The sequence below is a fragment of the Antarctobacter sediminis genome, from assembly GCF_019218285.1.
GTDB classification, from domain to species: Bacteria; Pseudomonadota; Alphaproteobacteria; order Rhodobacterales; family Rhodobacteraceae; genus Antarctobacter; species Antarctobacter sediminis.
This window is the reverse complement of the sequence record NZ_JAHUZG010000002.1, coordinates 652,630-675,030: the sequence shown is the minus strand read 5'-3', so window position 1 is coordinate 675,030 and position 22,401 is coordinate 652,630. Positions and strand designations below refer to the sequence as shown.

General features: G+C 63.9%; 21 protein-coding genes. 7 read left to right on the top strand and 14 right to left on the bottom strand.

Annotation, left to right across the window (positions count from 1 at the left end; translation table 11 throughout):
- Window positions 1–343: 343 nt before the first annotated feature.
- A complete protein-coding gene (locus KJP30_RS11170) occupies window positions 344–1,198 on the top strand; it encodes a phosphatase PAP2 family protein (RefSeq protein WP_224874129.1) in 855 nt (284 codons plus the stop codon).
- A gap of 6 nt (window positions 1,199–1,204) precedes the next feature.
- On the opposite strand, the gene KJP30_RS11165 is transcribed toward KJP30_RS11170, so the two are convergent.
- Complete coding sequence (locus tag KJP30_RS11165; RefSeq protein ID WP_218449236.1) at window positions 1,205–3,238, bottom strand: S8 family serine peptidase; 2,034 nt, start codon at window positions 3,236–3,238, stop codon at window positions 1,205–1,207.
- A 270-nt stretch (window positions 3,239–3,508) separates the two neighbouring features.
- Between KJP30_RS11165 and KJP30_RS11160 the strand changes: the two genes are divergently transcribed.
- Window positions 3,509–4,978, top strand: coding sequence for a bromoperoxidase (locus KJP30_RS11160; RefSeq protein ID WP_218449235.1), 1,470 nt, complete (start codon window positions 3,509–3,511; stop codon window positions 4,976–4,978).
- A gap of 2 nt (window positions 4,979–4,980) precedes the next feature.
- Here the strand turns inward: KJP30_RS11160 and KJP30_RS11155 are convergent, their stop codons facing one another.
- Window positions 4,981–5,679: a DUF1194 domain-containing protein gene (locus tag KJP30_RS11155; protein ID WP_218449234.1), complete on the bottom strand. Its 699-nt coding sequence runs from the start codon at window positions 5,677–5,679 to the stop codon at window positions 4,981–4,983.
- Window positions 5,680–5,796: 117 nt separating this feature from the next.
- Between KJP30_RS11155 and KJP30_RS11150 the strand changes: the two genes are divergently transcribed.
- Complete coding sequence (locus tag KJP30_RS11150) at window positions 5,797–6,207, top strand: c-type cytochrome (protein ID WP_218449233.1); 411 nt, start codon at window positions 5,797–5,799, stop codon at window positions 6,205–6,207.
- Window positions 6,208–6,211: 4 nt separating this feature from the next.
- Here KJP30_RS11150 and KJP30_RS11145 read toward each other — a convergent pair whose 3' ends face one another.
- From KJP30_RS11145 to KJP30_RS11105, 9 genes are all read right to left on the bottom strand, one after another.
- Window positions 6,212–6,910: a hypothetical protein gene (locus tag KJP30_RS11145; RefSeq protein ID WP_218449232.1), complete on the bottom strand. Its 699-nt coding sequence runs from the start codon at window positions 6,908–6,910 to the stop codon at window positions 6,212–6,214.
- 59 nt (window positions 6,911–6,969) lie between these two features.
- The gene (locus KJP30_RS11140; protein ID WP_218449230.1) at window positions 6,970–7,710 is read right to left on the bottom strand and encodes a glucose 1-dehydrogenase; all 741 of its coding nucleotides are present in this window, start codon (window positions 7,708–7,710) and stop codon (window positions 6,970–6,972) included.
- Window positions 7,711–7,721: 11 nt separating this feature from the next.
- On the bottom strand, window positions 7,722–8,453 hold the full coding sequence (locus KJP30_RS11135; RefSeq protein ID WP_218449228.1) for an SDR family NAD(P)-dependent oxidoreductase: 732 nt from the start codon (window positions 8,451–8,453) through the stop codon (window positions 7,722–7,724).
- 145 nt (window positions 8,454–8,598) lie between these two features.
- Window positions 8,599–10,242, bottom strand: coding sequence for an ABC transporter ATP-binding protein (locus tag KJP30_RS11130; RefSeq protein WP_218449227.1), 1,644 nt, complete (start codon window positions 10,240–10,242; stop codon window positions 8,599–8,601).
- Window positions 10,239–11,054, bottom strand: a complete 816-nt coding sequence (locus KJP30_RS11125; protein WP_218449226.1) for an ABC transporter permease — start codon at window positions 11,052–11,054, stop codon at window positions 10,239–10,241. The genes KJP30_RS11130 and KJP30_RS11125 overlap by 4 nt, the downstream gene beginning before the upstream one ends.
- Entirely contained in the window at window positions 11,051–11,992 is a 942-nt protein-coding gene (locus KJP30_RS11120; RefSeq protein WP_218449223.1) for an ABC transporter permease, read from the bottom strand. Before KJP30_RS11120 ends, KJP30_RS11125 begins: the two co-directional genes overlap by 4 nt.
- 39 nt (window positions 11,993–12,031) lie before the next feature.
- Window positions 12,032–12,916, bottom strand: a complete 885-nt coding sequence (locus KJP30_RS11115) for an alpha/beta fold hydrolase (protein WP_218449222.1) — start codon at window positions 12,914–12,916, stop codon at window positions 12,032–12,034.
- Entirely contained in the window at window positions 12,913–14,322 is a 1,410-nt protein-coding gene (locus KJP30_RS11110; protein ID WP_218449221.1) for a hypothetical protein, read from the bottom strand. The genes KJP30_RS11115 and KJP30_RS11110 overlap by 4 nt, the downstream gene beginning before the upstream one ends.
- Window positions 14,323–14,450: 128 nt before the next feature.
- Window positions 14,451–15,920: an ABC transporter substrate-binding protein gene (locus KJP30_RS11105; RefSeq protein WP_218449219.1), complete on the bottom strand. Its 1,470-nt coding sequence runs from the start codon at window positions 15,918–15,920 to the stop codon at window positions 14,451–14,453.
- Between the two features lie 179 nt (window positions 15,921–16,099).
- On the opposite strand from KJP30_RS11105, the gene panB reads away from it, so the two are divergent.
- A complete protein-coding gene (gene panB, locus KJP30_RS11100) occupies window positions 16,100–16,933 on the top strand; it encodes a 3-methyl-2-oxobutanoate hydroxymethyltransferase (protein WP_218449217.1) in 834 nt (277 codons plus the stop codon).
- The gene (gene panC, locus KJP30_RS11095; protein ID WP_218449213.1) at window positions 16,930–17,772 is read left to right on the top strand and encodes a pantoate--beta-alanine ligase; all 843 of its coding nucleotides are present in this window, start codon (window positions 16,930–16,932) and stop codon (window positions 17,770–17,772) included. Before panB ends, panC begins: the two co-directional genes overlap by 4 nt.
- Before the next feature lie 8 nt (window positions 17,773–17,780).
- On the opposite strand, the gene KJP30_RS11090 is transcribed toward panC, so the two are convergent.
- Window positions 17,781–19,052: an acetylornithine deacetylase/succinyl-diaminopimelate desuccinylase family protein gene (locus tag KJP30_RS11090; protein ID WP_218449204.1), complete on the bottom strand. Its 1,272-nt coding sequence runs from the start codon at window positions 19,050–19,052 to the stop codon at window positions 17,781–17,783.
- Between the two features lie 84 nt (window positions 19,053–19,136).
- Window positions 19,137–20,030: a DUF2125 domain-containing protein gene (locus KJP30_RS11085; RefSeq protein ID WP_218449203.1), complete on the bottom strand. Its 894-nt coding sequence runs from the start codon at window positions 20,028–20,030 to the stop codon at window positions 19,137–19,139.
- Between the two features lie 67 nt (window positions 20,031–20,097).
- On the opposite strand from KJP30_RS11085, the gene KJP30_RS11080 reads away from it, so the two are divergent.
- Window positions 20,098–20,631, top strand: coding sequence for a gamma-glutamylcyclotransferase (locus KJP30_RS11080; protein WP_218449202.1), 534 nt, complete (start codon window positions 20,098–20,100; stop codon window positions 20,629–20,631).
- Window positions 20,632–20,650: 19 nt separating this feature from the next.
- On the opposite strand, the gene KJP30_RS11075 is transcribed toward KJP30_RS11080, so the two are convergent.
- On the bottom strand, window positions 20,651–21,607 hold the full coding sequence (locus tag KJP30_RS11075; protein ID WP_218449200.1) for a homocysteine S-methyltransferase family protein: 957 nt from the start codon (window positions 21,605–21,607) through the stop codon (window positions 20,651–20,653).
- A 132-nt stretch (window positions 21,608–21,739) separates the two neighbouring features.
- Between KJP30_RS11075 and KJP30_RS11070 the strand changes: the two genes are divergently transcribed.
- A complete protein-coding gene (locus KJP30_RS11070; protein WP_218449199.1) occupies window positions 21,740–22,369 on the top strand; it encodes a TetR/AcrR family transcriptional regulator in 630 nt (209 codons plus the stop codon).
- The last annotated feature ends 32 nt before the right edge of the window (window positions 22,370–22,401 follow it).

Sequence of the window (22,401 nt, the reverse complement as noted above, 5' to 3'; positions counted from 1 at the left end):
AATTTCCGCAAAATAAATCGCCCACAGGCAGTTAGGCTTTGACCTGTGGCAGGCAGTGCCAAAAACTTGCGCCAAAATTTGTGAGGAAACCATGCCTGTCTCCGGTCTTTATAATTCACAGAACTCTCAGAATTCCCAAAACAGCCGGAATTCGCAAAACTCCCAGAACTCGCAAAATTCGCAAAATAGTCAGGCTGCGGAAAACTCGCAGGGCGGGCCGGACAATACGTTTTCCAGTTCCGCCCTTGGGCTGGCTCGGGACGGGACCGTCGGGCATTGGGACGGTTCCGCGGACCGGGTTCCGAAACAGGAAGGGCGCAGCGGTTGGGACGCCCTGACCGCTATGGCCACCGGGCCGCGCCGGGCGGTCATGGATGCCTGCCTTCAGGGCATGTTCAACGTCACGCTGGAGGCGCAAACCAGCAGCCGGCCCGCGACAGGCACGGTCGCAATAGGGGGCGCGCCCCTTGTGACGCTGGAGGCCCCGGGCAACGGCCATCTGGCGGACAAGCAACTGCCTTACCTGCGGACCTATGCGGATCTGCGGGCCGACCGGTTGAACGAGATCATCATGCAGACCGGCGACATCCAGAGCTTTTTCGGCCTTGTCGGGTACATGGCCCCGGATGCAACCAAATGGACGCTGGCGCTGAACCAGGCGATGCTGCGGCTGTGTACGGCCATTGAAATGCCTTTGAAACACGGGTTTGACGTGGCCCGTCCCATCGCCATGTCCCGCAAGGTTCAGCCGCTGATTCAAACGCCGGGTCACGGGGCGTGGCCGTCGGGACACGCGACCGAGGCCTTTGCCTGCGCCACGCTGTTGTCGCGGTTGTTCATGAACGCGGCGGTTGACCCGGTTCAGCAGATCACCGCAGGCAGCGAACTGTATCGCCACGCCGAGCGGATCGCGATGAACCGCACCGTGGCGGGGGTGCATTTCCCGACTGACAGCATGGCGGGCGCGGTTCTGGGCGTCAGCGTGGCCGAGGCGCTGATCAACCTTCTGGACGGCGTGGCGCAGACGCCTGTGCGCATCTTCCACGGCGCGACCTACGATGGCGACTTTACCCTGTCGCGGATGGTCGAGGCGCTGAACAACCCGCTGGAAATCGAAACCACCACGTTGTCTCTGCCTGCCGGGATGGTGCCCGGCTGGCTGGCCAAGATGTGGGACGAGGCCAAGGATGAATGGTAAACCTGCCTAGCTGACGGGCAGCGTTCCCGCGACGGTCACAATGGCCGCGCCAAGCCGGGCATCCTGCTGGTCCGTCGTAACCAGATAGGCCGGGTCGATGTCGTCCAGCTTGCCCGAGGCAGGGTTGTTGACGTTTGCGACCAGACGCGCCGAGGACAGGCCAAGCGCGCGGGTCACGTGTCCGGCGGCGGCGCTGGTGCCCTGAAGCCGCCGGGTGCTGCCGCTGAGCGTGCCCGCCGCGCGCAGTCCCTGTGCAAAGGCGCCCGTTCCGACCGGTGTTGAAACCGTCGGTCCACCCATCGACCATGCCGCGCCTTGGGCGCTGTAGGCGGCGGGATGGAAGGCATCTGCACAGGGCGATCCCAGGCTGTCCGACGCAACGGCCGCCCCAACGCAGAAGGATTGCCGGCACTGGGCGGTGACAAAGGCACTGTGCGTGCCGGCGTCGGTGATCGGGCCGTTGCCGGGGGCAACATAGGCGGCGCGTTCGGGGTCCCAGTCATAGGCGGCAGGGTGATCGAGGTAGGATTGCCGCCCGCGTACTTCCGCCCCGCGGATCGCGTCATCGCGCTGAACCTGAAGCAGAATCTCTCCGCCACCCTGAACGGTCACGGTCCAGGCACCGGGCAAGGCTTCCGGTTCGCCGGTCTTTTGACCGCGCGTTGGCGCAAGGGCCAGAACGTAATGTGCCTGTTCCTCGGTCGTTTCATCGCGGTGTCGTGCCGCCACGTGATAGATGCGAGCCATGGCCGCGCCATCAGGCCGTTCGAGCGAGCGGATCTCACCGGGAGCCATTGGCATCGGGCCCGATGCCGTACCATCCGGTGCTGTCAGACCAACCTGCAAACCCAATGATCCGGCGTCCCGGCAATGGATCTCGACAAAGCTGGCGGTCTCATCGTCGGGCTGGGCGCGCCACGTCAGTTCCGAAGGCGCCCCCTTTGTGGTGATCGACGCCACTTGGCTGCTGCGATAGCCATTGCCAAAAGCCCAGACCAGCCGCACGGGCTGTCCTGTCGCCCGTTCCCAAAGCCGGGCTTCGCGTGTGGCCTGATATTCAACAAAGCGCGATCCGTCCTTGGGGCCCGCCAGAACACCAAGTGAGATATTGACGATCACCGGTGCGTCCGGATCGACTTGCCGGGCCTGACGCAAGACCCAGCGCAGTCCCATCACCAGATAACTTTCAAACCACGTGCCCGAGGTATCGTCGATGCTTTCGGGCGGCAGTTGCACCCCCAGAAGCGGCCAGTCGCGCACCGGGTCATTGTCATCGCCGGGGTCCGCCCCGGCGGCAAGGTCCAGAACATGCGTGCCATGGGTGGTGCCAAACCCGGTTTCATCCCGTGTTTTTCCGGGGTACAGCGCGGCGTTCAGACGGGCATAGACATCGCGTTCATCGCCCGTGGCCAGCATTGCGTCGATCTCGTCCGGGTCCATGATGCGCCCGGCCAAGGTTCCCTTCGGTTGTTCTGCATGCTGTTCCAGCGCCTGTAGCCACAAGGCATGAAACCGCGTTTTGCGGTGGGGCGCATTGCGGCAGAACCGTGCGTTGAGAAAGCCGATGCCATCGTCGATGATCGCAACGATCGGCGCGCCGGGCGAGGCTGTCGGCGGCACAGGGCCTGCCGGTCCGGGGGGTGGCGCATCGCTCTGCATCTGAACAGGACATCCCGTATCGATCACCTCGAACAGGGGGGCATGCGCATTTGCGGCAGTGCCGACGCGGCGATACAGCATGTATTCGTCTGGGAGTGCGGCCAGTTCGGCGGGGTCGTTGATCCGTGCCGTCAGGGCTGCGAATTCCGTGCTGTCCATGCGCAGGGGGCCGTCGGAATCCTGAACGTGATTGCGCAGCGCCGTCCGGGCGGCCTGCGCATCCTCGGCCGTCTTCAACCGGACAAAGACTGGGGCGTATTCCGGTCCGCGGTCCGGGCGGGCCGGCGGCAGCATGTCGCGCCTGAGCCCGATCAATCGTGACCAGTCCAGATAGGCGTCGCGAAAGGCGTGCTCGCTTGGGTTCGTCCAGCTATGCGACATGATGATCCCTCTGATCCGACAGGACATTTTCGCCCGCCTTCAGAAAAGGGGCTTTTGCCCCCCGGGTCAAGGAAGCCGCGTTGCGGGCGCGGTTGTTTGCGGGAAATTCACGCCGCACAGGGCGGCGCTTTGCCACGGATGGGGGGAATTTCATAACAGTTTCACGTTTCGATTGCGGGCCGTTTGCGATGGGTTCACGGGGGCGGTGCAATGTCGGGTTAACGCACCGTCAATGACGGGCATCGGGGTGGATTGGCCGGGGGATTGACCATGGCAGGCAAAAGTTCAAAAGCAAGGTTCGGCGTGATCCATGGGGACGGCAAGGGCAAGTCGCTGCGTGACCGTATCACACTGCCGCCTGCGCCAAGCCTGTCGGCTGCGGAACTGGCCGCCGACATGGCCGAAATCTTTGCTCTCGGGCTTGTACAGGATCTGCGGGCCGAAGCCTTGCAGGATCCGCATTGCGCCGTCCGGATCGATGGCGCCACGCGGTTCACAATGCATGAGTTGCTGTGCGAATTGCGCAACCTTGGCTGGTTCGATGGCGGTGCGGCTGCCCGACAGGCGGCAACGGAATCCGGGCAGGACGAGGCAGCGCAACGTCGGGCGCTGCGCCGGAACGCAGAGGGGCAGTTTACCCTGCGCAGCCTGCTGCGCGGCGGTGTGGCGCTGCGAGGGGGCGGGCCGGTCTTGTCGGCTTTCTGGGACAGCGATCACATGGTCTCGACCACGCCGCGTGCCGCAGGTGAGTGGCCTTCCGAAGATGCGCCTTTGTCCGAGTGGATCGGTTGGTGCGCGGATCACAGCCGTGCCGGATTGCAGTTGCCGTGGTCCGCCGTCCTGCCGCCGCTTGATCCTTCGTTGGGGGACCGTGCCGCCGCATTGCACCGGACGCCGGCGGCGCGTCCCTTTCACAATGCCGCGCTGATCGCTTTGGCGCGGGGCATGGCGATGGCCAGCGGACTGCCGGGGCCAGAGCTGTGGACCGGTTCGCGGCTGATGTCGCTGATGGCAGAGGGTGAATCCCTTGCCTGCCAGTTTGTTCAGGCGCAGGCCGCGCAAAAAGGGCGGCTGTCGCGTCCGGCAGTGGTGGCCGCGCAGATGACCGCCTGGCTTTCACAGGATGACCGCGCCGTGGCGGGGGGCGAAGGCTATCGCATCGCCGCCGAAGAGCTTGCGGCTGCTGCGCCGAACCTCTTGCATTGGGTCAGCCGCGCCAATCGTGCGCGCCGTGGGCCGCAACGGTCCGATCCGGCCCTGTTCCTGCCTCTTGCCGGCCCCGAGCGGCAGCACCTGAATCCGTCAGACCTTGGCGCCCATGTGGTTGTCGCCGGTGTCTTGGCGACTTTGATCAAGGCGGTGTTCGATACCTCGCGCCGAACCCAGTTGCAGCCGGTGGGGCAGCGCGCCCCCGCGCTTGCGCTAGAGGATCAGGCGGACCGTCTGGCGGCCAATATCGGCTTGTTGCGCTGCGTTTCGGGCGGGTTTTTCCCATCCGAGAACATTCAGGACTTGCGGTTGGGGCAGGCCATCGCCCTGCATCTGCTGCGCGATCGGATGGAACAGGACAACCGCAGCGCGGATCTGTCTTTCCGGGATTTCGACGGGCAAAGCCTGCATGTACAGGCCCACCCGCGCCGATTTGGGCGTGGCTATGCAGAGTTGCGCCGCGACGGAACACCCGTTGCATGGCCGCAAGAGGCCCGCCACCCCGCCGCGCATCTGACCGCCGTCAGCTGACCCTAACGCCCCGCAACCTGCCGTCGCGGGACCGTGCCCGAGATTTCGAGGATCAGTTTGCGTTTGACCGCTTCGGCAAAACTGGCGCGGTTTTCGGCTGTCACGACAAAAGCCCCGGTTCCCCCGATGATCCGTTCGGCATAGAGCGCCTCCAGTCCGCCGTGCGCACGTCCGGGATCGTCGGGCCGCAGGATCGGCAGCGCGTTGATCGTCACCCCGGCGGCAAGCACTTTTTCGCGCGCCACGGCGATAGGCGGACCGGAATAGGAATTCACACTGTCACCCGAAAAGTCGATGACACGCCGCCAGCCGTCGAACTCATTGGTGTCCATCAGCCGCAAGGCCTCGAGCAGGGCAGCGCCGATGGCGTTGCGGCCATAGGCCTGCCGGGGTTTGGCCATAAGTTCATCGGCAAAGGCCCGAGCGCTGGACGGGCCGTCGATCAACCGCCAATCGGCCACGACGGCCTGATTGGCGGCCCATTCGACATAGGTCACCGCGATATTGCCATAAGCCGTGTTCGCAATGGCGGCCAGAACCTCGGGATCGGTGATCGCCTCGGCATAACCCTGACGCTGAAACAGGATTTCGCGCTGGTCGATGCTGCCCGACGCATCCGCCAGTAGCACAAGCTCCAGATCCGTGTCCTGCGCCCGGGCGATCCCGGCCCAAAGCAACAGCGCCATAAGTAGAATCCGCATGGGCATTCCCCCTTTGGCGCCACTGTAGCGCAGGCCTGTCGTTTGCCAAAATTGACCGGAGTCATGTTTTGACGTGCGGGGTCATGGCACAGTTACTGCAACCACCAACCGGAGGATATGTTGATGATCGCCCGTATTGCCCTGCTGTGCCTTCTGGCCGCGCCTGCGCTGGCGCAGGATGCCGACATTGGACGCGCCCATTATTATTCGCACTGCGCCACGTGCCATGGGCTGGAAGGGCGGGGCGATGGCCCCATGGCGGGGGTTCTGACGATTCCACCCAGCAACCTGACCGAACTGACGATCCGGAACGGTGGGGTCTTTCCCCTGTTCCGCGTGGTGCAAAGAATCGATGGGCGGGACCCGCTGGTGGCGCATGGCTCGCCGATGCCGGTCTTTGGCGATTTCTTTGAGCAGAGCTTTGACGTGCCGATGAAGACTGATGCGGGCCAGCCGATCCTGACCTCGCAGCCGGTGGTCGATCTGGTCGCCTACCTGATGGAGCTGCAAAGGGTCGAAACGGACTGATCGTTCACCCGCTGGTGATGCGACAGATCCCGTTGGTTTGTGCGTCTTTCCACGGCAGGATGACACGGGGCCTGTCGATCGCCGCGTCCAGCCGGTCGATCGGCATGTATTTCCCGATCATCGCCCGCAGCCGGTCTGTGCGCGGCGCGTTTGGATCCAGCAGACGGCAGCAGACATATTCCTCGACGATGCTGCCTTGTTGTTCATAGCCGAAGTCAAGAAAATCGCGGGCGGCTTCGGTGTCGAACAGGTAGGGGTCATCGCTTTGGGCGTGTTCGCGCGCCGCCTTGAGCGGGTGATAGCCGGTCAGTTTGCGGTTCTGCCATTGCCAGACATGGGTTGCCTCATGGGCAAAGAGCATGGCGTCGAACAGGTCGATCTGATGCGGATAACCCTTGAGAAAATCCTCGCGGTAGATGTCATCCCGCAGCAGCATCTTGTTGAACACCACCGTTGCAGCGGGTGATACCGTGACCGTCCGCGCCTTGTTCAGCGGTGGCCAGATCCGTTCCTGACAGGTGGTTCGGGGGCGGACCGGAATTTCATAGGTGACTGCGCCGGCCGGGTTGCCGTCGATGATCCGGATCTTGCCGGGATCAAGGCTCTCGCCATGGAACGCCCGGAGAAACGCGGTTTCGCTGGGCGTCACGGTCCGGCCGCAGGCCGCAAGAAAGAGCAGGCTGAAAAGGGCAAAGCGAAACATGGGGAAAGAGTGGCCGGGCAGGCGCAACTTGGCAAGAAAAACGATGCCCGGCCAGCGCGTCAGATGCAGCGTCCCCCGTCGACCTCAAGGCAGGTGCCGGTGATCATGTCGGCTTCGTTCGAGCAAAGGAACAGCGCGGCATTGGCAAGGTCACGCGGAGTCGAGAAACGGCCCAGAGGTATCGTCGAAAGGAACTTGGCCCGCATCTCTGGCGTGTCTTCGCCCATAAAGCTGGCCAACAGGGGTGTTTCGCCCGCGACCGGGTTCAACGCGTTCACCCGGATGCCTGCCGGGGCCAGTTCGACGGCCATTGCCCGGGTTGCCGTGTTCATCCAGCCCTTGGAGGCGTTGTACCAGTTGAGGTTGGGGCGGGGCGACACGCCTGCGGTGGAGGCGATGTTGAGGATTGCGCCCGATCCTTGCGCCTTCAGTTGCGGAACCAGCGCGCGGGCCGTCAGGTAGACCGACTTGCAGTTCACCGCAAAGACGCGATCAAAATCCTCTTCGCTGACGGTTTCCATCGGCGCGGGCAGATGGGTGATGCCTGCGTTGTTCACAAGGATGTCGATGCCCCCCATCTGTTCGGTGGCCAGCGCGATCAGGGCGCGGACACTTGCCCCGTCTGCGACATCGGTGTGCAGAGGATGCGCGCCGGTCGCTTCGGCCACTTTGCGGGCGTTGTCCAGATTGATGTCGGCCACGACGACCTGAGCGCCCTCCGCAGCAAATCGGGTGACGATCCCTTCGCCAAAACCCGAACCGCCGCCGGTCACGATGGCGCGTTTCCCTTCCAGTCTCATGATCCCTCTCCCTAATAGACAGCGCGCCCGCCGGACTGGTCAAAGACCGCCCCGGTGGTAAAGCTCGCCTCGTCAGAGGCCAGCCAGCAGGCCATGGCGGCGATTTCCTCGACAGAGCCAAAGCGGCCCATCGGGATCTTGGATTTCATGTAGGCGATGAAATCATCGGTCATCTGGTCAAAGATCGCCGTGTGGACAGCGGCGGGCGCAATGGCATTCACCGTGATCCGGGTGTCGGCCAGTTCCTTGCCCAGTGATTTGGTCAGTCCGATCACGGCAGCCTTGGAGGCGGAATAGGCCGAGGCGTTGGGATTGCCCTCCTTGCCGGCGATGGAGGCCATGTTGACGATCCGGCCAAAGCCCGCGGGCCGCATCAGCGCGGCGGCGGCGCGGTTGCAATAGAAAAGCCCGTGGACGTTGAGATCGAAGACCTGCTTCCATGCATCGGTGGGATATTCGATCACAGTGGTGTTCGGGCCGGTGATCCCGGCGGAACAGACAAGCGTGTCCAGCCCGCCCATGGCGGTCTGATCCTCGGCCATGGCGCGGCTGACGGCAGTGGCATCGGTCACGTCGATCTGTCGGGTCCGAATGTTTGGCTTGTCTTGGAAGGCGGCGAGGTTGGCCTCGGAAATATCCCAGACGGTGACCTGGGCACCTTCGGTAGCAAGGCGCGCGGTGATGGCCGCGCCGATGCCCGAAGCACCGCCCGTGACCACCGCGTGGCGGTTTTCGAAACGCATGGTTTTCCTCCCTTTTCAGGCATCCTGCGACCTGTCACGGCGAAGGTCCAGTGGGATCACTGCCGGGACGGGACTGTTTGCGGCTGCGCCGCAAAAGCGCCCGCCCGCCAGCCCTTTGGCGCGGGCCGAAGCCCGGTTATGCCAGTCAGGCGGCGCCGAGATCGGGCAGTTGCGGGGCAGCGGCCAGAAGGCTCTGGGTGTAGGGATGGGTCGGTGCCGAAAAAACCTGTTCGGTTGCGCCTTCTTCGACGATCCGCCCGGCGCGCATGACCATGACGCGATCGGTCACGCCGCGGACCACTGACAGGTCATGGCTGATGAAGAGATAGGCAAGGCCATAAGCGGCGCTGAGGTCCGCCATAAGGTCGAGGATTTGGGCCCGCACCCGGACGTCCAGCGCGGACACGGCTTCGTCAAAGACGATCAGTTCGGGCCGGATGATGAGCGCGCGGGCAATGGCGAGCCTTTGACGCTGGCCCCCGGAAAAGGCGTGGATGTGCTTTCCGGCATCTTCGGGGGACAGACCAACGGCGGTAAGCGCCTCGGCGATGGCCTCGTCGCGGGCACGGCCCTGTGGTGGGTCTGGCATCAGGTGAAAGGGTTCGGTGATCAGCCGTGCGACCCTGTGCCTTGGATTGAAGCTGCTGTAAGGGTCCTGAAAGACGACCTGTATGCGGCGACGGACAGAGGGATTGGGCCGGGGGCCGTCAAAAACCTGTTCCCCGTCCAGCGTAATGCTGCCGCCAGCAATTGGCGTCAGACCAAGCAGTGCGCGCGTCAGGGTGGATTTGCCACAGCCGGATTCTCCGACAAGTCCGATGCGCTCGCCCCGTTCGATGTGAAAACTGACATCTCGGACGGCGGTAAAGCCGGGGCGCCGCGCAAAGGGATGCGGGCGGGGCAGGGGGTAGGTGCAGGTGACGTTCCGGGCCTGAAGCAGCGGCCCGGTTTCGCGGCGTGGCGGCAGTTGCGGTCGGTGGCCGGACGCGCGGAACAGGGCCTGAGTGTAAGGGTGGCGGCGGTCTTTCATAAGCTGCGCTGTTGGCGCGCTTTCGACGATGTGGCCATTCTGCATGACGGCGATGCGGTCGGCCATTTTGGCTACCACGGCAAGGTCATGGGTGATCATCATCAGGGCCATGCCCTCGGACCGGGTGAGATCCTGCAACAGGTCTAGGATCTGCGCCTGCGTCGTCACGTCGAGCGCGGTGGTGGGTTCATCGGCGATCAGAAGCCGCGGGCGCAGGGCGATGGCCATGGCGATCACGACCCTTTGCCGCTGTCCCCCCGACAGTTCATGCGGATAGCGCGACAGCGGTAGGTCCAGCCCGCAGCGCAGGAGCGCCTCGCGTGCCTGATCTCGTGCCTTGGCGCGGGGGGTACGGGGGAGGTGCTGGAGGATGGTTTCAGCCACTTGCCGGCCGATGGTCTGCACCGGGTTGAGCGCGGTCATCGGCTCTTGGAAGACCATGCCGATGTCATTGCCGCGAATGGCGCAAAGTTTTCGTTCGGGCAGCGCCAAGAGATCGGTTCCGTCGAGCGAGATGGTGCCCCGCGCCCGGGCGCCCTGTGGCAGCAACCCCATGGCGGCAAGGGCGGTCATCGACTTGCCGGAGCCGGATTCGCCGGTCAGGGCGAGGATCTCGCCCGGGGCGATGTGCAGGTCGATCGCGTCAAGGATGCGCTTGCCGTGGATCCCGACCGTGAGAGCGGAGATGTCGAGCAGTGGGGGCTCTGCCCCCGGCCTGCGGCCTCCCCCGGGATATTTACGGACAGAAGAAGGGGTCATGTGCGCATGACCTTGAGCCGCGGGTCGAGCGCGTCACGCAGTCCGTCGCCCATCAGGTTCAGCCCGAGCACCATGAAGACAATGGTCAGGCCGGGGATCACCGCGACATGGGGGGCCAGCGAGACCAGCGTCTGCGCATCGGCGAGCATCCGTCCCCAGGAGGGCACTGGCGGCTGGGCGCCAAGGCCCACGTAGCTGAGCCCGGCCTCGGCAAGGATGCCCAGCGAGAACTGGATTGTGCTTTGCACGATCAGCAGGTTGGCGATGTTGGGCAGGATGTGTTCGGCGCTGATGCGGGGCGCGGTCTTGCCCGCCACGCGCGCGGCGAGGATGAAATCGCGGGTCCAGAGCGACAGCGCCGCGCCTCGGGTCAGGCGGGCAAATACGGGAATGTTGAAGATGCCGATGGCAAGGATCGCGTTGATCGCACCGGGGCCGAAGACGGCGGTGATGAGGATCGCGATGACGAGGCTGGGGAAGGCGAAGATGAGGTCCGACGTGCGCGAGATCAGTTCGTCCAGCATGCCGCCGCGGTTTGCGGCGGCGGCAAGGCCCAGCGGCACGCCGAGACCAAGGCCGATGCCCACCGCCACCAGCGCCACCGCGATGGAGGTGCGGGCCCCGACCATGAGCATCGACAGGATGTCACGGCCGAAGTGATCGGTGCCAAGGAGGTTGTCGGTATCGGGTGGGCGCAGCCGGGCGGGGATGTCCATCGCGGTCACATCGCCCGGTGTCCAGAAAAAGGACAGCAACGCGGCCCCGAGGAACAGTGCGGTCAGCGTGCCGCCGAGAATGAGGTTCCGGCTCATCCGCGGCGCAACCTTGGGTCGGCCAGCGCATAGGCGAGGTCGGTAAGGAAGTTCACGACAATCACCGCGAAGACCAGAAGCATGACAGTGGATTCGACGACGATCAGGTCGCGCTGGCTGATGGATTGAAAGATCAGCCGCCCAAGGCCCGGCAGGTAGAAGACCTGTTCGATGATGATGCCCCCGGCGATCAGGAAGGAGAATTGCAGCCCGATGATGGTCAGCACCGGGATCAGCGCGTTGCGAACGCCGTGGCGCCACAGGGTCTGCGTGCGGCTTAACCCTTTGGCGCGGGCGGTGCGGATGTAATCCTCGGACAGGGCGTCGATCAGTGAAGAGCGCAGGACGCGGGCAAGGATGGCGGCTTGGGGAAGGGCCAGCGCCACGGCGGGCAGGGTGAGCGCGCGGATCGCCTGCATCGGGTTGTCCCAGCCGGGAAAGCCGCCGGAGGGAAAGATCCGCCACGTGATGGCAAAACCCAGCACCAGCAGCATGGCGAACCAGAAATTTGGCACCGCGACCCCAAGTTGCGAAAAGCCCATGACGGCAAGATCGGGTGCGCGCCCCCGCGTGGCGGCGGCGATCAGCCCGGCGGGAAAGGCCAGCAGAATCGCCAGCGTCAGCGCATAAAGCGCCAGCGGTAGCGAGATCCAGAGCCGTTCGCCGATCATCTCGGCCACCGGGGCGCGGTAGGTGTAGGAGGTGCCGAAATCGCCGGTCAGCATGCCGGTGGTCCAGCTAGCGTACCGTTGCAGGCGCGATTGATCGAGACCCAGTTCCGCGCGCAGGGCGGCGACGGTTTCCGGCTGGGCGTTGATGCCCAGCATGTAGCTGGCCGGATCGCCCGGGGCGACCTCGACCACGAGGAAGATCACCGCCGAGGCGACGGCGAGGCTGAGGATCAGCGAGATCAGGCGTCGTGTCAGATAGGCCAGCATGAAGGCACCGTATGAGCGGCTTGGCCGGGCGTCCAGAGGTCAGCTGTGCAGAAACTTCCGCAGCGCGCGGACCGTGTCCGCAGGTGACTGGTCGATGAAGAAATGACCGCCGGGGATGGATCGCGAGGTCATGTCGGAAAGCCGGTCAGCCCATGTTCCGGGAACGTCGAAGGCGCGGGCCATGGCGCCCTCCGCGCCATAAAGGACCAGCGCCGGGCAGGTGACGCGGCGGCCAAGGTCCTTGGCGTCGAGGTCGAAGTCGACCTCGATCGCGGCGCGATAATCGTCGCACATGGCGCGGCGACAGTCCGGATCGGACCATGCGGCACGGTAGGCGGCCAGTTGCGCCGGTTTGAAATCCGCAAGGCTGGCCTTGCCGAACCCCAGAAGACAGCTTTCGTAATAGGCGTCCGGATCGGCCGCGATCATATTTTCGGGGAAGGGTTCGGGTTGGGCCAGAAAGAACCAGTGGTAATAGGCCTTGGCGACGGGATGGGTCAGGCGATCCAGCAGGAAATGCGTGGGAACGATATCCATGACGGTAAGGCTGCGCACGGCCCCGGGCGTGTCCAGCGCCATGCGATGTGCCGTGCGTGCGCCCCGGTCGTGGCCCGCCACGTGAAAACTGTCGTGCCCCAGTGACTGCATCAGCAGGCGCATGTCGCGCGCCATTTCGCGGAAGCTGTAGCTGCTGACACCGGTGGGTTTGGTGCTTTCGCCATAGCCGCGCAGATCGGGGCAGACGACGGTGAAATCGCGTGCCAGATCCGGCGCGACCTCGGCCCACATGGCGCGGGTCTGGGGAAATCCATGGAGGAGAAGCAAAGGCGGGCCATTGCCGCCGCTTTCATAGGCGATCTCGACCCCGTCCAGCGTGGCGCGCGCCGGGGAGAAGCCGGGGATGTCGTTGCGTGGTTCGGTCATTGTGCCTCGCTGACACAGATGGATTGGCCTGACCGCGGCAGCATTAGGCAGTGTTGCATACCGGCGACCGGCTCGGCCGCTTCGCCATCGACGCGAAAGATGTCGATGGCATCATCGATCCCGAAACCGGGTTTGGTGGCGATCTCGACCACTGTCCGTTCACCGTTGGGCCAGTGCAGGGTGTGGCGGGCGAATTTGCGATCCGCGCGCTGGAACATGTCGATGGCCTGCGTGCAGGCCTCTTCGCGCAGCGTCGCCCCCGAAACCGAGCGCCAAGAACACCGGGCCGCGCGCAAGATATCGGCCGAAATCCCGGTGCGGTCGAGCGTCCGGAACTCGGTCTGCGGGTGATAACGGGCGTAGTGCGGCAGCCGAACGAAGCGGTCGGACTGGCAGTCGCCGATCTCGAGCTGGAACCTGCTGTCGAACCCGCAGACCTCGACCTTGCCGTTGTTCAGTTTGACACGGCATTCGACGGGCAGGTCCCAATAGCGAAAGCTGAACACCAGCCCATGGTCCAGATCCTCGGGCTGGTAATCCCAGAAAAGCCGGTATTGCGCGGTGGTGCTGAGCGGTGCCAGCGCAAAGACATCTGCTGTCAGAAAGTGATTGTCGGTCCCGCCATAAATCTCGGACGGGCGGCGATAGCCGCGGGACAACGCGTTTTCGCAGGTCATCGACCGTTGCACGTCCATTTGGGGCAGGTGTTCTGGCACGCCTTCCAGCCCGATGTCCCAACTGAGCGCCTGTTCGATAGTGGTAATGTGAAACAGCTGGTTGGCAGGTGTGTCCAGCAGCGCGCCGATCAGGCCGGGGTGCATCATGGCCCCGGATTCATAGCGTCGTTGCAGGTTGGCCAGTTCGACGATGTTCAGGATGCTTTCGACGCCAAGTTCGTAGGCCAATCTCAGTTCATCGGCACCATAGCTTTGTGACCCGTCGATTGTGATGGACGGACTGTGGAAGGCAAGGTCGCCACCAATGTGCAGCGTGCGCGTTTCCTCGACCGTAGTGGGGCCTGAATGCTTGTTGCCCATCATGAAGATGATCGCGCAGACAGAATAGCATGCGCTGCCGTTGCCGATCCGGGTCTGCAATCCGGTGTCATAGACAAACCGGGCGATTTTCGCGCCTTCCGAGAGGCTTCCGCCCGGGCTGTTCAGGCAGAGCGTCGGCTCCCAGTAAAGGCCGTCTTTGTACCATGTGTCCGGGTTGGTTCGAAAGGCGGCCAGCTTGTCGAAATCCCCTGCGGTGATGGAACCGTCCAAGGTGAAATCGCAGGGCGCGGCCCCTTCCTGCACCGTGGCCGCCGGTACGGCGGACGACAGGCATAGGAACACCGCCACGATCCAGATTGGTCCGGCGGTCCAAAGGCGAATGAAACGGGAGAATGGAAAAATCGACATGGGCGCGGGTCCTTGCCTTGAAATGCCGGGCAACCCTAGCATGGGTTTTTTCGATCCAAGAAGCCCTGACGAACAAAGGCCCCCACATCCGCCGGGATGCAGGGGCCCTTGTTGGGCAAAGGTGCGCGTTACCGAGACCAGCGCACCTTGGTCAGGTCGTTGGCCTGTGTCGGCGCATTGACCCACAGCCCTTCGACGCGGGCGTCGGCCACCGTCGGCCATGCCATCTGGAACAGGTAGCCGTTGACATAGTCCTTGGCGATGATGGTCTGCGCCTCGGCCAGCATGTTCGAGCGCGCTTCGGGATCGGTGGTCGCGTTCAGCGTGGCCATCAGTGCCTGAAGTTCCGGGTTTTCATACTGAAAGTAGTAATCCGGGCGGGCATAGATGCCGATGTCGAACGGTTCGCTGTGCATCACGATGGTCAGGCCGTAGTCCTTGCCGCGAAAGACCTCTTCCAGCCATTGCGCCCATTCGAGATTGGTGATTTCGGCCTCGATCCCGACGTTGCGCAACTGGGCGGCGATGATCTCGCCGCCGCGACGGGCGTAGGAGGGCGGCGGCAGCTTGAGCGTGGTCTTGAACCCTTCGGCGTAACCGGCATCGACCAGCAACATGCGCGCGCGATCGGGGTCGTAGACGGACATGCCGGTCAGATCGACATAGTCGGGGCTATGCGGCGCGAAATGCGTGCCGATGGGCGTGCCAAGGCCGAACATCGCGCCGTCGATGATTGCCTGACGGTCGATGGCATGGGCCAGCGCCTCGCGCACCATCGGGTTGTCGAAGGGCGGCTGCTTGTTGTTGGTCGAGAGGATGACCTCGCCCTCGGAAGACCCCAGCAGGACCTGAAAACGCGGATCGGCCTGAAACTGTGGCAGGTTTTCCGGGGCGGGGAAATTGGAATAGACGTCGATGTCCTGCGCCATCATGGCGGCGAAGGCGGCGGTCGGGTCCTGGATGAACTTGAAGGTCGCCTCGGTAAGGAAGGGCTTTTCGGCCCAGTAATCGGGGTTCTGGACAAGGTGGACACTGTCGCCTTTTTTCCATTCGTCGAACTTGAACGGGCCGGTGCCAATGGGGGTGGTCTTGATGTTCTCGATGCTTTCGGGCGCAACCATGACCGCATCGCCCCATGCGAGGTTGAACAACATGTTACCGTTGGGCGCATTCAGCTTCAGTTCGACCGTGGCGGGGTCGATGACCGTCACTTCGGCGATGTCGGAATACAGCGCCTTTTGCGCATTGGTGCTGTCCTCGGCCCGGGCGCGGTCAAGGCTGAATTTCACGTCCTCGGCGTCAAAGCTGGTGCCGTCGTGGAACTTGACCCCTTCGGCAAGGTGAAAGGTATAGGTCAGCCCGTCCTCGGAAATGTCCCAGCTGCGCGCGAGGCCGGGCACGATCTCGCCGGTGTCGGTAAAGCGGGTCAGCCCTTCGAAGACATTGGCATATAGCACGCTGTCGATGGCCCCGGCGGCGGCCGAGGTCGGGTCCAGATGCGGCGGTTCCAACTGAATCGCGATGGTCAGGTCGGTCTGCTGGGCAAAGACGGCGCTGCCGCTGAGCAAGGCGGCCGCGAGGGTAAGGCGAAGTTTCATGGCGGGTTCCCTGTTGCTTTGACCCGAGTGTTGCGCTTTGCCGCCCCCGGTTCAAGCTTGGCCTGCAATTGCCCTCTGGTTCTGCGGCGCAGCAAATGCTAATGCGGTGCGCAACTTTGTTGCGCGAGGTGTTCCGGACGGGTCACGAGCTTGCGCCGGTTGAAGGGGAGGACCCGAGGATGAGTGCGACCGCGAAGAAAAAGGCCCCGATGCCCGAGGACATCCGGGCCCGAAAGGGCGGCGTGCCGCTGGTCAGCCTGACGGCCTATACGACGCCGATGGCGCAGATAATGGACGCGCACTGCGATTTCGTGCTGGTAGGCGACAGCCTTGGCATGGTGCTGCACGGGTTGCCATCGACCCTGGGTGTCACGATGGAAATGATGATCCTGCACGGGCAGGCGGTGTCGCGGGGCCTGTCCCGCGCGATGATGGTCATCGACATGCCGTTCGGTTCCTACGAAGAAGGCCCGCAGCAGGCCTTTCGCAACGCCGCCCGCCTGATGGCGGAAACTGGGGCCGGGGCGGTCAAGCTGGAAGGGGGCGTCGAAATGGCGCCGACGATCGCCTTTCTGGTCAAGCGCGGCGTGCCGGTCATGGCGCATATCGGGCTTACGCCGCAGTCGATCAACACGCTGGGCGGCTACAAGGTGCAGGGACGCGGGGCCGCCGGTGAGGCCTTGATGGCCGATGCGCGGGCGGTGGCCGAGGCCGGCGCTTTTGCGGTGGTGTTGGAAAAGGTGCCGGCAACGCTGGCGGATGAGGTGACGGCCGAGGTGCCGATCCCCACCATCGGCATCGGTGCCAGCGCGGGCTGCGACGGTCAGATCCTCGTGGTCGATGACATGCTGGGCCTGTTCACCGCCTTCAAGGCGAAATTCGTCAAACGCTATGCCTCTTTGGGCGAACAGGGCGAAGCCGCCATTGCCGCCTATGCCGAAGAGGTCCGGGCGCGGGCCTTCCCTGCGGCGGAACATGTCTTCGGCGATGCCGAACCGGAGAAGAAAGCATGATTGCACCGATTGTCCGTTCGGTTGCCGAATTGCGCGAAATGACAGATGGCTGGCGTCGCGCGGGTGAAACCATCGGGGCGGTGCCCACGATGGGCGCGCTGCATGACGGGCACCTGAGCCTTGTGGCTGCGGCCAAGGATCAGTGCGACCGGGTGATCGTGACGATCTTTGTGAACCCGAAACAGTTCAACAGCCGCGAGGATTACGAAAAATATCCGCGCACCGAACATGACGATGCGCGCAAGCTGGAACGCTTTGCAGTGGACGCGATTTTCGTGCCTGACGGGGATGAAATGTATCCGCAGGGCTTTGCCACCGGGGTGTCGGTTTCGGGGCTGACCGATGTGCTGTGCGGCGCGCACCGGCCCGGCCATTTCGATGGCGTGGCGACCGTCGTGACCAAGCTCTTGTTGCAGACGGCGGCAGACCGGGCGTTCTTTGGCGAAAAGGACTGGCAGCAGTTGCAGGTGGTGCGGCGGCTGGTGGCCGACCTGAACCTGCCCTGTCAGATAATGGGCTGCCCGACCATCCGTGAAATTGACGGACTGGCGATGTCTTCGCGCAACCTGCTGTTGTCTGACAGGGCGCGGGCACGGGCGGCAGCACTGAACGAGGCGTTGGAGGAAATGGCCGAAGGGCTGCGCGGGGGGGCTAGGGCCTCGGACCTGCGGCCTGCGGCCGAGTCTCGGCTGACGGCAGCTGGCTTCACCGAGGTCGAATACCTCGACCTGCGGGCCAATGATGACCTGTCCCTGCTGGAACGTCCCGACCGGCCCGCGCGCCTGCTGGTGGCGGCATGGCTGGCCGGGGTCCGGTTGATCGACAATATCGCTGTGTGAGGTCGCGGCTAGGGCAGCAACAGCTTTTCCAGTGACCGGCCCATGACCTTGGCGCTGTCCAGCATGTCGGTCACGCCGACCCATTCATCGGGTTTATGCGCCAGTTCCAGGACACCAGGACCATAGGCGATGCAGTTCTTCAGCCGCCCGATCCGGTCGATGTGTTTCTGGTCATAGGACCCGGGCGAGGCGACGTAGTCCGGGGCCTGCCCCAGCACGTCGCCGATCGCCTCGGCGACGGTTGTCACCACCGGCGCATCCTGCGCGGTCATCGACGGGTCGATCCGGTTGATGTCGCGGATTTCATAGTCAAAACGCGGTCGGCTGGCCTTGAGATCCTCAAGCAGGGAGATGATTTCCCCGCGCACGTCGTCATAGGCCTCTTCAACAAGGAACCGCCGGTCGATCACCATGCGACAACTGTCGGGCACGTTCGGCGCGGGCAGTCCGTCGAAATCCTCCAGTTCCGGTTCGCCGCCGTGGATCGAGTTGATGTTCAGGGTGGAATGGCGCGCGGCCTCGGGCGTGACGGGCATGGCGGTTTCGCGTTCCGTCAGGCTGGGGAACAACTGGGCCTCCAGCTTGTGCAGGACGGCGGCCATGTGGCGCACCGCGCAATCGCCGAGGAAAGGCATCGAGCCATGGGCGATTTCGCCCTTGGTTTCGATTTCAGCCCACCATGCCCCGCGATGGCCAAGGCAGATGCGGTCCTTGTTCAAGGGTTCGGGGATAATGACGTGCTGCACCCGCTTGGGATCGAAATAGCCAAGATGCGCAAGATGCGCGACGCCGCCATACCCGCCGGTTTCCTCATCCGCGGTGCCGGAAATCTCGATGGCGCCGGCGTAGTCCGGATGTTCGGCCAGAAAACACTCGGCGGCGATGATCGACGCGGCCAGTCCGCCTTTCATGTCGCAGGTGCCGCGCCCGTAGATACGGTCGCCTTCCAGAACGGCACCAAAGGGGTCGCGGGTCCAGCCGTGGCCGACCTCGACCACATCGATATGCGAGTTGAAATGCACGCAGTCACCGGGGCGCGCGCCTTCGCGGCGGGCGACGACGTTCCAGCGCGGATAGCGGTCGCTGTCGCCGGGTGCGCCCTTGGCCCGGATCAGCTCGCAGGCAAAGCCCGATGACGCCAGCCGGCGTTCAAGGTAGTCGCAGATCTCGCGGTAATGCGCGCCCGGCGGGTTCAGCGTGGGCATGCGCACCAGATCCTGAGTGAGCGCGATCAGATCGTCGCGGGTGCCATCAATGCGCGCAAAAAGCTTGTCTGTCATAGGGTGAAGTGTCTGCCGCGTGACGGGCCGGTGCAAGGGGGGCGTGTCTGGATGCCGTTACGTCAAGGCCGGCTTTGCCTGCTGTCAGGGCAGCGGCGGCTCACCCGGCGACATCTGTCCGGCATCGAAGACAAGGGGAATGTCCAGCGGGCCAGTCAGGTCGGCGGCCTCAAGCGCTTCAATCCAGTTGAGGGGCAACAAGGGGCGGAGGATGTCCAGCAATGCGGCGCCGTCTTGCGCGCGTAGTTGCAGCGATCCGGTCGCTCCGCCTTGGATGTTGCCAATGCGTCCGGAAACGGAAAGCTCTTGTCCCCCGAGAACGGCGTGGCCCTCGCGAAGATCAAGCCTTTGCACCCGAGGGCGCGGACCGGCGAGCGCCGCCATTGTCCATCTTTGATCAAAGGCGATTTCTGCCTGAAGGCGCAGATCTTCCCGCACGCTGTCGCCATTGACCGTCCTTGCACCGATTCCAAATCGATACTGCGCGGACTGCGCAGCGATCTCTTGAAAAGCGGCGCGGACAAACATCATGGACATGGGCAGGGGGGCATCGGTTCGCAGGCTGTCAGCCTCCAGGTTGCCCCGCAGAACCCGGCCTTCGGCATCATGGATGAGCGAGGCGCGCAGGGCCTTCGAAGTGATCCTGACCTGACCCGATGGCAGGGTCACGGCCTGATTATCCGGGAACACGAGGATCTGGTGTCCGGGACGATAGGTCAAGCCAAGGATCTGGAACATCGGTGCTTGCCAGCCAAAACCGCTGGTGGGATCGGCGATGTGCAGCCCTGTCAACGTGGCGTCCAGACGGCTGGGGAAACCGCGCACCGAAAGGCTGTCGTATTCCGCCTGCCAGCCGTCGGCGCGGCGGTCTTCGAACCATGCGGCGATGTCGCGCTTCAGCGCCGAAGAGGAATGAAACCACAGACCGGTCCATCCCAGCGCCAGCGCCAGCGTCACCGCGAATATCCAGCGATACATGGCACCTGCCCCTTTTCCTGCCCAGCCGGATCGTGTTTACAGGCCGCCAGCGGGAAGGACCAGAACGATGACGCTATGGGTTTTCGGATATGCTTCGCTGTTGTGGAACCCCGGGTTCCCGGTGGCCGAAAAAGTGCAGGCCAAGCTGCACGGCTATGCGCGCAGCTTTTGCATGTATTCGATACATCACCGGGGCACGGTCGAACAGCCGGGTCTGGTGCTGGCGCTGGACGAACAAGAGGGCGCATCCTGCGACGGGCTGGCCCTGCGCGCCGCACCGGGCAGCGAAGAAGAAACGCTGGCCTACCTGCGCGAGCGCGAGCTGATTTCCTCGGCCTACCTTGAAAAGCAGCTGGAACTGGTGCTGACCGATGGGCGGCATGTTCAGGCCGTGGCCTATGTGATCGATCCGCATCATGAACAATACTGCCACCTCGCACTGGAGGAACAGGCGCGGATCATCGCGCGGGCGCAGGGCGGGCGCGGGCCGAACACGGAATACCTCTACAATACGGCCGAGCACCTGCATGAGATCGGCGTGCCGGATGCGGACCTTGAGTGGCTGGTACGTGAGGTCAAGGCGCTGGCCCGCAGCGCCTGACGCGAACTTTCGTGGCGCGTCAGGCTGTCACGCGACGGGCAGCCATGACTGCGGGCGCGATGTGGCCGAGATGCCTGTCCCAGCTTCCACAGCATCCACCCCAGATGTCGGCCTGCGGATAGCGGCGGGCAAGGGCACCCATCTGCTGGCCCAGTTCCTGCGGGTCGCCTTCTTCTAGATGGTTCAGCTTGCACAGGGCGATCTTGTCCATCGCGGCGGCATTGGGGCGAAAGCTGCGCAGCCGGTCTTGCCAGTCGCCATTCCCCAGCGCAGGTTCAAATTCCAGCGGATGAGAGCAGTTGACGCCATAGCTGTCCGGGCGGTTGTCGCTACCGCAGGCCGCATCCGTGGCCCTTACGGCGGCGGCAAGGCTGTCGCCCGACCGCAGATGGTGATCCGAGGTCAGGGTAAAGGAGATATTCACCGGGATCGCGGCAGAGGTGGCGGCGCGGGCGATGCCGACCGCCTCGGGGATGTTGTTGATCGTGGCGGCCCAGATCAGGTCCACGCCGTCGCGGGCATAGGTTTCGATCTGCTGGCGGTGGTACTCTTCGGCCTCTTCTGTCGTGATTGTCCGGTTCAGTTCATAGGCATCGCCGCGCGGACCAAGGATGCCGGCGATGCGGATTTCCGGGATCTCGCCGGCATAAGGCGCGCTGACCTCACGCAAAAAGGCGATGTTGCGCAATTGGATGTCGGTCAGGGCCGCCGCGTCATAGCCGACCAGTGCGCCCCAATCGGAACTGGCGCGATAGTCCAGACCGGAGATCAGGGCACAACCGCCCGAAGCTGCGATCTTGTCCAGCAGACGGCGGTACATGTCGCGGATCACTGACATGGCCCGAGGGTTGTCCAGCAAGGTGAAGGCGCAGAAATGATCGAAGGTGAGGCCGTGGCGGTACATCAGCTCGGTTTCGGTCCCGCCCTCGGTAAAGAAGGGCAGGCCTTGGGCATTCGGGGCAAAGACGGGGGGCATGGCGGTCTCCTGTTTTCGGACAGAGTGACCGGGAGGGAGGCTGGCCCGCCAGTGGACTCGTGGTCTAGTGTACCGTCGGTACAGTGATCCCGGGGCCGGACCGGGTTAGACTGACCGGGGGAGGGAGAGCGCATGACCTTCATCAAACCGCGCAGTACTGAAACCACCCGTGACCGCCTGTTGACGGCGGCCGAGGTGGCGATCCTCGACAAGGGGTACGCCGCGACCTCGATCGAGGAACTGATTGCCGAGGTCGGCATCACCAAAGGCGGTTTCTTTTACCATTTCAAGGACAAGAGCGCGCTGATCGAAGCCATTCTGGAGCGTCATCTTGGCGCCGAAGAGGCATGGCTGGACGGGTTGTTCGAACAGGCCGCCGGGGACAGCGACGATCCCCTGACACAGTTCCTGTGCTTTCTGCGGCTCTTGCGTCAACAGATGGAGGCGCTGCCGGATGTTCATCCCGGATGCCTGATCGCCGCCACCTGCTTTCAGGAGCGGCTGTTTACCGAGACCGTACATGACCTTGCCCGCCAGAACCTGCTGAACTGGCGTCACCGGTTTCACGCGCGGCTGGTTCAGATCGCGGCACGGCATCCACCACGTCAGGAGGTGGACCTAGAAGGCGTTGCAGATATGCTTGTCGTGCTGGTGGACGGAGCGATCATCCTGTCCAAGACCCTGCGCGAGAAAGAGGCGCTGCCCCGACAGATCGCGCTTTACGAAGCATTTGTAGCCGCGCTGTTCGCCGACATTGGCTGACTGTTGCCCAAACTGCCGCTTTTCCCGAGGGC